The following is an 8,853-nucleotide window of genomic DNA, read 5'->3' as shown; positions in this document are numbered from 1 at the left end:
GCGACACCCGGGCAACTACCTGGCCTTTCTCGGGCTGGCAGCCGCCATCTGCTGCTACAAACGCTTCCGCAACCTCACCATGTAGGACACGGTCTAAGCACTTGTTTGGGCTCCACTGCACGGAGTTGTTTTGGCTCCACTGCCGAGGTGGAGGGGGCGTGTATTGGTGTGATTCACGCCCCTGTAGCAAGGTGATTTGGCCCCACTTCGATCGGGTGGTTCCGCTGGCCCGGGTGGGGGGTGTTGACGGTAGCCTGGTCGAAGCCGTACTCCTGCGCGAGACGCTGGTAGATCCTGCGGGCGGTGTGTCTCTGCTTGCGCGGCGCGGTCGTGTCCTCCCGCAGCATCGCATCGATCCACGCCTTGGCCGGGTCAAGGACCGTGGCCCGCGGCGCCGGTTTCTTCCTCGGCGGCGGGACCGCGGTCGTCAGCGCCTGCCGCACCGTCCGCTTGTGGACCCCGTACTTCGCCGCCAGCGCCCGCTGTGACATTCCCGGATCGAGACGCTTGTCCCTCCGGATCGCGGCGAACAGTTCTGTCCGCGACAAACCCATCCCGGCCTCCCGACAGGACCGTGATCAACCAACACGGCCTCCGACATGACCGTGATCGACGCACAAACCCTGCCGTCGCCGGGCGGACGGACGGACCAGTGCATTCACTCCAAAGAGGCACGTCGCGGACCTGCCTGCCGATCAGCTGGCGAACGGCGCCGCCTGCGGGGCAGCCAGTTCGGATGTTGATCGCGCCTCAGTGCTGGATCAGGCCGCCGACCGGGACGGCAGCGACGTGGCCGGTCGCCGGAAGCGTCTGAGCCAGGGCGAGGCCGATGTCGACCAGCGATGACCGGCGCAGGCGAGCGACATTAGGAATCGGAGTCCAGACCGACTCAGCGATTTCGCCGTTCAGCTCCGTCCGCAGCTGGCCGCCAGTGATACGAACCTGGTAGAAGACGCCGACATTCTGATGCTCTGGTCCGCCAGAGATGGCACGTTCGGCCGCGGGAATCACCCGGGAGTCCACGCCCAGCAGGCGTTCGACCACCGCATCGCAGCCGGTCTCCTCGGCGACCTCCCGGATCACCGCGTCGAACGGATCCTCCGCGTGCTCGACCCTGCCACCCGGGAGGGTCCAGTTGCTCTCGCTCTTCGGCGGCACGTGACGGGCGAGCAGTACCCGCCCGCCCTCGATGCACACGGCGTACGCCGCCAGCCGGAAACTCATTCCCCCGCACCTCCCACCGGACCCTATCCCGACGTCCGAGATCCATGCGGCGCCATGAGCGCAGAGTGGAGCCAGATCAACTTCTTACGCCTGGAGCCACTTCAGTTCCGTGCAGTGGAACCCAGAGAAGTGCTTACAGACACCTGCGAACCCGGGCCATCGAGAGCGCGACGTTCGAGCTGATCGCATGACCGCAGCCGCCACGAGGACGTTCACCGTCATCGGCCTGACCCTGGACGTCGACTGCACCGAGCTGCTCATCGCCGCCGTCCTGCCGGGCCCGGTCGCCGACCACATCGAGCTGCTCGCCACCAGCGAAGACGACTTCACCCGCTGGGCAGAGGAGTTCGACGCCCCCGGCCCCGACACGGCCGCCGCCCTCGCCTACGAGCACTGCCGAAGGTGGGACGACGAGGTCTGATCCACGAGGCGCAGCCATCCGGCTGCGCCCCGGCATCAGAGGTCGGGTGGCGGCACCCTCGCCGCGCCGAGACACCCAGAAGGCCCACCATGACCGGCGCGGCGGAGACCGCCGGACGCTACCTGCAGCGGACCCTTGCGGAAGCCGGAATCGACTCTCGAGCCGACGGGCACATCAGCGCCGACTGTTTCTGGACACGGCCGCAGCGGTCGCCGCCGTCCGCGCCGAGCTGGAGACGCCCGCCAGCCCGACGGTGTAGCTGGGTGGGCGCAGCCCGCCGGCTGCGACCCACCAGCCGGCCTGGTGCTCCCGTCCCCCGTCGGCCGCCCGGTCGGGGGCGGTCACTCGTCGAACGGGTCGCTGTCGGCGTCGGGGGCGTATGCCTCCTCCCAGCCTTCCAGCGTGCCCTCCTCACCCTGCCCGTTGTCCTGGAGAGGCGCGTTCATGTCCGCCCAGCTGGTGTTGTGGATGAAGTGCGTGAGAGCGGCCAGGGCCGACGCCGTCTTTCCCGAACCCAGCGTGGTCGGAAACTCGCGGTGCGCTGGCCAAACCACGGCGTTGGGGTCCGGTGCGTAGGGTGACTGCTGTCGAGGACCCGGGGGAGTGGACCGCTCTTGTCCACTGGTACCAGCAGTCGGGTGTCCCAGAAGCACGCCGCATAGTGGATGGAGCTCCTGAAGACTGCGTCGCCAGACAGCTGCCAGCGTACGTTGGCCGTGCACCATTCGTGGTCTCCGAGACGGTACGCGCGGGCGTCGGTCACCTCCCGGGGCCCAGCCACAACCTCGTGGGGAAAGATCCATCCAAGGGCTTCCATTCCGGGTACCGTCGCCAAGAAGGAGCCTGGCTTCAAGACCGCAGGAAAGCTGGCACCGGAGGCCTGGCCGAGCCGCGGCACGCCCCAGTAACACAATGAGGTGGAAGTTTACTGGTGCCGTGTCTGGTACGGGAGTTGAGCGTCCGACTCGCTGTGGAGAGTGCGCCGTGGATGGTGTCGGATTCTGAGACCGCTGAGGTTGCCGAGTTCAGTCGGGCCGGTCCGTGAACGACCAGCTGATTGATGAGACGGTAGGCCCGGCCCAGGCGGAAGGGCTGCAGCCAGCCGGTGAGGGAGGGCTGCTGCAGCAGCTGATCAAGCGGCTGCTGGAGTCTGCTCTGGAGGGTGAGGTCGACGATTACCTCGGCTATGACCGGCACGACTCTGCGGGGAAGAACTGCGGCAACCGCCGCAACGGCACTTGTGCCAAGACGGTGCTGACCGAGGTCGGACCGGTGGAGATAGCTGTGCCCCGCGACCGTGACGGATCGTTCGAGTTGCGCTGCTGGCGCCCCAATGGGCCTACAAGTCACCCAAGCAGCTGACAAACATGGCGATACCTGATGATTCCCCCTAGCCTCGATGTCGCAGCGGTTCCTTCCTGATGCCTGCTTGACGCGGCACGAACCAATGGAGTGATAGGTGTGCGCGTAAGCAGCTACGTCATCGGGGCACCACTCAAGGACGAGCGATTTTTTGTCCTCCTTCACGGCATCCGAGGGACTCTGGACAAGGTGGCGGCGGTAACCGGCGCCTATCTGGTTGACCATCGGGGAGGTGACGCCGATTCTCCTCCATGGGAGTCCAGCGGGCGAATCGAGGCGCATCTGCTGGAACGCGGATACCTTACAAACCTCTCCGCGGAGCAGGAGCGGGAAGCAATGGTGGAGATCGCCACCGTCCTGCACCAGGCAGACCTGGAATCGAATCCACCAAACTTCGTCTTCGTTCCGGCGTACACATGCAACCTGCGCTGCCCCTATTGCTTCCAGTCTCACGAAATGCACGCTGGCAGGGGCGTCTTCGCTACGGTCATGACGCGAGAAGCGGTGGATGACGCGTTCAGGGTCATTGATGACTTCGACCACCCAGGTGCTCTGGCTCGCCAGTTGGCAGTACTGCCATCTACGCACCAGAGCGTCTCGCAGAGCAGCACTGGCAGGAGGCTGGGCTTGTTCGGCGGTGAGCCGATGCAGGAGTCAACCCGGGAGATTGTCGAGTACATCACCGAGCGGGCCAACGAACGCGGTTCGACACTGTGGGCAATCACAAACGGTGTCCAATTGGATCTGTTTGCCGACCTACTTGGCCCCGATGGCGTAGCCGAACTCCAAATCACACTAGACGGGTTGTCGGTCCTACACGATCGGCGCCGTGTCGGACCGAAATTCCGACAGACATTCGACAAGATTATTGCAAATATTGGACTTGCTCTCGATGCGAATACTCAAGTGCGCGTCCGCATCAATGTCGATCGCAGCAATGCTGATCACGTAGCCCAGCTCAATGACATGTTCGTGAAACTGGGATGGAGCGACCATCCTGCGTTTTCTGCCACGGCAGCTGTTGTTACGGGTGACGGTAAGCATGAGCCGCTTGTTTCCCCCGCTGACCTGCTACAGGTAACTAGCGCCCTCAACGCCGAGGGCAGGAGCTGCGTGAGCAGCTATGAGGGATACGCTCGGAATATCCTCGAGCGTACTGTTGCTGGCAGCTACCCATTCCAGAGTGTTGCCAACTGCAGTGCGGAGACCGGCTTGCTTATGTTTGATCCCCGCGGCGACGTGTATAGCTGCTGGGATGACGTGGGGCTGGTTGACCGCCGGATCGGCAGCTACAGCGGCGGCCTACTGGACCTCGACAAGCAGGTGGCACGGAGCTGGCTCTCCCGTTTTCCTGGAGCCATCGAGGAATGTTCCCGCTGCCCCTACGCGCTGATTCACACCTCTGGTTGCGCCAGCATGGCGCGTGCCAATAGCGACTCAATCTTCGCGGCAGCCTGCGAAGGTTTCCAACACTACTTCCCTCGCACGCTTGCCGATTCCTATAACGAACTCGAGAACCAACTGCTGAGTGATGCTCGGCCCATTCCGAAGCACTCCCGCAGCCTACCTATCGTCCAAGTGACGAGCGGCTGACCGACCCAAAGCAACACAGGAGATACACCATGGGTGAGAAGCAAGCACAGCCCGTTTCCCTGAACGATGTTTCCGACTTGGTTGAACTCCTCAAAAGGGGTGGCCTCAAGGAGCTGCTGCAGTCTGGTGACGCTATCCAGCCCAGAGACTGTGACTGTCACAGCGGAATGGCCTGCAAGGGGCGTGCCGGCGTCGAAGAGCTGCGACCGCCCTCCCTTGAGGAAATGATGAGTTACAAAAAGGAACGCATCGCGGAACTGCGACGCCAGATCGAGGAAGCCGAGCAACTGATCGCTGAGGCCGAATCGGACTCGACGGCAGGCTAACCGCATTCGACCGACTCCCGTGACCGTGTACTGGTCCTCAATCCCGACCGATTGGCGCCGATCGGTCCCCATCGTGCAGTGGCTCGGCGTATCAGATCTTCGCGCTCCACTGCCCTATCCGCCCGTCCTAGACGTGGTGGGATCGGCGCTCAGCCGGTCTCCCACCTCCCTGTTGACGGCTGCCAGCGCCGCCCTAGCGCCTCGTTGGGAAGAGCTCGGGCGAGCTCAGCAATCCACGGAGCCAACACGAGAGGACATTGAAGACGCGACGAATGAGGCGGAAGAGCAACTGGTGCTCTACGCTGCTGCCCGCGCAGTCAGCCGGCTAGGGGAACCGTACGGTTGGGCGTTCGTCATCGATCCGGGCGTACAGCCGAACTTGCCCTACTTTATCGCCCAATTGGCACGCATGGCTGAGAAGACCGGATTCACGCTGGCCTGCACGGGTGATCAGTCAGCCTTGTCCTCCTTGAGGCTTCCATGGCGTCCCGTCAGTTCTCTTCGCCGGGCGATTCCGCCGGGGCCAGTACTGGACGAATTGGAATCCAGGGATCTGGGTGTGCTCAGGAAACTGGCAGCCTCCCGCTGCGGGGCACCGGTGCCTGTTGCCCTGCGCCTAGGGTTGAGCCGAGAGGCTGTTGACGTGTTCGCGGCGCCCGGCCCCGAAGGCACCGACTGGATTAGGCTCGGTGCACGGACTCGACGCAGGTTGCTGGCTGGCCTGGATGCACATAATCGGCGTCGGCACGCTGCAGAGCTATTCGACGCCTGGCCCCCGGACGGCTGGGACTACTTGCGGCGATCGCATCTAGCTGTCCTCAGCGCTGACCGTTCACGGTTGCGCCGGCAGCACGCGGCGTTGCTTGCCGGGTACGCCATCACGGGGCGGGAGTGGCTTCAGAGTCATCTTGCGGCGTTGGCCACTGCCACAGCGGACAGTGAAGGTGGCCCCGAACCGACACGGGACCATCAGATTGCCGCGCATCTGAACGCCGCACGTATGGCCCTGCGGCTAAAACCTGCGTTGCGGGCTAACACAGAGGCAGCCCGTCATCTCCATCGTGCCAGCCACTTGGCCGTAGATCCAGTAGAGCGCCTCGACCTGAAGGCAAGGTTGGCCAACGTCTTCGCTAATCAACGCACGCCGCGTCGGCTATCTCAAGCCAGGAAATTGTACCTATCGGGCATAAGGGAGATCCCTTTGGTTCGGAGGGACGCGCAGAGAGCGAAGATCGAGATCACGTACCTTAATGGTCTCGCCCTCATCGACTACATTGAGGGTGCCAACCAATCCGCGCTGGAGCTAGAGGAACGAGCAGGACGGCTTGCCTTCGCTGTGGCAGACCGTCATCCGAGACTGGCTCAGTGGGCGATTCCCCTCATCTGTGTGAACACTGCGAAACTGCTCACTGCTAGATTCAACGATCCTGGGGCAGCTATCGAGAAGCTCACCTCCGGTCTCGCGCACTTGAATCTTGGCCTCGAGCAATCTGCGCCGATTCGCAGATCTCTGGCACAGCTATACTTCGCGGCAGGCCGCTACGCGGATGTTATCCGGGTGCTCCATTGCCTATGCGTAGTGAACGGCATCCATAACGACGGTGCCTTCACTGCATTTCAAGATCGGCTGATGCTGGCGACGGCTCAGTTCCGCGTGGGAGATATGGCGGCATGCCAGATGCAACTCGTACAGTTGCGCGTGCTAGCCGCCAGAGTGGGCAGCAGTGGGGTGGAATCTGCATTGACTGCGCTAATAAGAGAAGTGCGACGTGTAGAGAGCGCGCATGGGTCGGACTCGTCCCCAGCGTGGTGAATCCTGCGGGTGGACATGCTCTTGGCCACCAGATCACCAATCTTCAGGAACCACTCCGGTAAAGTGGGACTTGACAACGGCTACTGAGCTTGAACTCGTGATGTCGTAACAGGCTGACCGTGGCCCGCTCTGTGCGGTATCACCGTTGGATGCGGTATCCACAAGGGGGCGGGCTGACCGCCGAACGCCGGGAGTTTCGGGAACGGTGAGCGATTTCAGCGTTGACGCTCCAGGTGAGGACGGCAGCGGCCATGACCGTCATGCAGTTAGGGCTGCAGCGGGCTCTGCGGAAGACGCGCCAGGACTTCAGTCTCGCGACGCTTCGTTCGACCGGTGCTCGTGCCGCTGACAGGGCCCGGTTGATCGTCCGCTGGGTCGGTCAGGTCCTGGTGCGGGAGACGTCTGATCGGCGGTGGTCACCCAGGAGCCGGCCCCGATGTAGGCGCGGTCGGCGAGGACGGGTACGCCCTGGCGTTCGCAGATCCGGATGATGCGGTGGGTGCGGGCCGCGGTCAGGTCGTGGGTGCGGCCGGGCAGTGCGGGCGAGATCCACAGCAGCTTGCCCGCAGGGTCGGCAACGACCTGCACGTTCACGCCGTGGCGGCGGTGCTTCTGGGAGAAGTCGGCCCGGCTGTCACCGACCCGGTCGCACTCGGCGAGCGTTCCGTCGAGCAGGACGTGATCGGGATCCGTCTCCCGCAGGACCCGCAGCAGCCCGGGCGCCCGGCGGGACAGATGGCCGACGACGGCGGCGACGTAGGCGTGGGCAGTGCCGACGGATATGCCGAAACCGGCGGCGATCTGCGCGAGCGTGTCGTGCTGGCGAAGGTAGACCAAGCCGACGAGAGCACGCTGGTGCGGCGGGAGCTTGCAGCGGCGGTCACCCTCACGGGTGACGATGAGCATGGTTACCCACTCGACCAGGGCGTGCGGGAGGTCGAGTGCGGCAGGATAGGGAACCAACGAGGCTCCTGCGCTGATGAGTTGAGACGTCGAACACCTCTCTCAACGGCACAGGAGCCTCGTGCGTTGCGGGGGGCCACCCCGTCACCCGACCGGTGGCCACTCTGAAAACGCTCGGTTACGGCTGAGGCGGCCGAGCGGTTCGAGCGCGGTGAGACGAACACGGTGATTGCCAAAGAGCTGCGGGTCAGCGCCCGGTCCGTGCAGCGCTGGCGCCGGGCCTGGGCCGAGGGCGGACTGCGGGCTTTGAACTCGAGCGGTCCCGCCTCGCTGCCGCGGCTGAGCGACGAACAGTTCGCCCAGCTGGAGCTTACATCGACGCCCTGTGGGTGAAGATCCGCTCCGGGTCGGTTGTCAGCCGGCCGGTCTACGTTGCCGTCGGCGTCGACATGGACGGCCGCAAGGACGTGCTGGGGCTGTGGGTCGGAGCCGAAGGCGAAGGTGCAACAACCTGGATGACAGTGCTCTCGGAGTTGCGTAACCGCGGCATCGAAGACGTGTGCATCGTCGCCTGCGACGGCCTGAAGGGCCTGCCGGAAGCCGTGACCGCGACCTGGCCCAAGGCCACGGTCCAGACCTGCGTGATCCATCTCGTCCGGTCATCGCTGCGGTTCGCCTCGAAGAGGGACCACCCCAAACTCGTGCCGGCGCTCAAGGCGATCTACACCGCGCCGACCGAGCAGGCCGCCGAGCAAGCCCTGGACGCGTTCGCTGCCTCCGACCTGGGCCTTCGCTACCCGGCGATCGTCCGCACCTGGCACGCCGCTTGGAGCGAATTCACGCCCTACCTGGCCTTTCCCGCCGAGATAAGGAAGGTCGTCTACAGTACGAACATGGTCGAGTCGATCAATGCCCGTCTGCGCAAGACCACCCGCAACCGCGGTCATTTCCCATCAGAACAAGCCGCGTTGAAGGTGCTCTACCTCGCAGCGCGGGAGCTGATCGAACCCAAGGCGCGCGACATCAACCACGTCGCCGCACACTGGAAGAGCGCCCTCAACGCGTTCGCCCTGTTCTTCGAAGACCGGATCAGCGCGCAGTGACGCCCAAGGACTTAGACCGTGTCCTATGTGGTGAGGCGGACGAGTCGCTTGTAGCAGCACAGGGCGGCGGCGAGGCCGAGAAAGGCCAGGTAGTTGCGAGGATTGCGC

At 64.1% G+C, this 8,853-nt stretch carries 8 protein-coding genes and 3 pseudogenes; 7 read left to right on the top strand and 4 right to left on the bottom strand.

The window, feature by feature from the left end; genetic code table 11:
- Positions 1–173 precede the first annotated feature (173 nt).
- Together ACWD0A_RS34270 and ACWD0A_RS34265 are read right to left on the bottom strand one after the other, a co-directional pair.
- Complete coding sequence (locus ACWD0A_RS34270; RefSeq protein ID WP_451304559.1) at positions 174–554, bottom strand: hypothetical protein; 381 nt, start codon at positions 552–554, stop codon at positions 174–176.
- 196 nt (positions 555–750) lie between these two features.
- Entirely contained in the window at positions 751–1,224 is a 474-nt protein-coding gene (locus ACWD0A_RS34265) for an NUDIX hydrolase (protein ID WP_451304557.1), read from the bottom strand.
- 187 nt (positions 1,225–1,411) lie between these two features.
- On the opposite strand from ACWD0A_RS34265, the gene ACWD0A_RS34260 reads away from it, so the two are divergent.
- Positions 1,412–1,645 carry a hypothetical protein gene (locus ACWD0A_RS34260; RefSeq protein WP_451304555.1) on the top strand — a complete coding sequence of 78 codons (234 nt, stop codon included), beginning with the start codon at positions 1,412–1,414 and terminating at the stop codon, positions 1,643–1,645.
- A gap of 341 nt (positions 1,646–1,986) precedes the next feature.
- On the opposite strand, the gene ACWD0A_RS34255 is transcribed toward ACWD0A_RS34260, so the two are convergent.
- On the bottom strand, positions 1,987–2,199 hold the full coding sequence (locus tag ACWD0A_RS34255; protein WP_451304553.1) for a hypothetical protein: 213 nt from the start codon (positions 2,197–2,199) through the stop codon (positions 1,987–1,989).
- 487 nt (positions 2,200–2,686) lie between these two features.
- Here ACWD0A_RS34255 and ACWD0A_RS34250 point away from each other — a divergent pair.
- The 4 genes and pseudogenes from ACWD0A_RS34250 to ACWD0A_RS34235 form a co-directional block, all read left to right on the top strand.
- Positions 2,687–2,959: pseudogene (locus ACWD0A_RS34250) on the top strand (transposase); the annotation flags it as partial.
- 147 nt (positions 2,960–3,106) lie between these two features.
- Positions 3,107–4,600 carry a radical SAM protein gene (locus ACWD0A_RS34245; RefSeq protein WP_451304551.1) on the top strand — a complete coding sequence of 498 codons (1,494 nt, stop codon included), beginning with the start codon at positions 3,107–3,109 and terminating at the stop codon, positions 4,598–4,600.
- A 29-nt stretch (positions 4,601–4,629) separates the two neighbouring features.
- Positions 4,630–4,926, top strand: a complete 297-nt coding sequence (locus ACWD0A_RS34240) for a hypothetical protein (protein ID WP_451304549.1) — start codon at positions 4,630–4,632, stop codon at positions 4,924–4,926.
- Between the two features lie 1,290 nt (positions 4,927–6,216).
- Complete coding sequence (locus ACWD0A_RS34235) at positions 6,217–6,342, top strand: zinc finger domain-containing protein (RefSeq protein WP_451304561.1); 126 nt, start codon at positions 6,217–6,219, stop codon at positions 6,340–6,342.
- A 703-nt stretch (positions 6,343–7,045) separates the two neighbouring features.
- Here ACWD0A_RS34235 and ACWD0A_RS34230 read toward each other — a convergent pair.
- Positions 7,046–7,702 (bottom strand): transposase family protein, encoded by a 657-nt coding sequence (locus ACWD0A_RS34230; protein ID WP_451304547.1) that lies wholly within the window; start codon positions 7,700–7,702, stop codon positions 7,046–7,048.
- A 126-nt stretch (positions 7,703–7,828) separates the two neighbouring features.
- On the opposite strand from ACWD0A_RS34230, the pseudogene ACWD0A_RS34225 reads away from it, so the two are divergent.
- Both ACWD0A_RS34225 and ACWD0A_RS34220 read left to right on the top strand, forming a co-directional pair.
- Positions 7,829–8,011 (top strand): annotated as a pseudogene (locus tag ACWD0A_RS34225) (helix-turn-helix domain-containing protein); the annotation flags it as partial.
- 2 nt (positions 8,012–8,013) lie between these two features.
- Positions 8,014–8,745: pseudogene (locus ACWD0A_RS34220) on the top strand (IS256 family transposase); the annotation flags it as partial.
- Between the last annotated feature and the right edge of the window lie 108 nt (positions 8,746–8,853).

Source organism: Streptomyces sp. NPDC002867 (assembly GCF_053591895.1).
The sequence above is the reverse complement of the archived record's forward strand: the minus strand, read 5'-3'. Positions and strand labels throughout refer to the sequence as shown.

Coding starts and splice junctions, on each gene's coding strand:
- ACWD0A_RS34270 (WP_451304559.1), bottom strand. CDS start 554: ATGGGTTTGTCGCGGACAGAACTGTTCGCCGCGATCCGGAGGGACAAG.
- ACWD0A_RS34265 (WP_451304557.1), bottom strand. CDS start 1,224: ATGAGTTTCCGGCTGGCGGCGTACGCCGTGTGCATCGAGGGCGGGCGG.
- ACWD0A_RS34260 (WP_451304555.1), top strand. CDS start 1,412: ATGACCGCAGCCGCCACGAGGACGTTCACCGTCATCGGCCTGACCCTG.
- ACWD0A_RS34240 (WP_451304549.1), top strand. CDS start 4,630: ATGGGTGAGAAGCAAGCACAGCCCGTTTCCCTGAACGATGTTTCCGAC.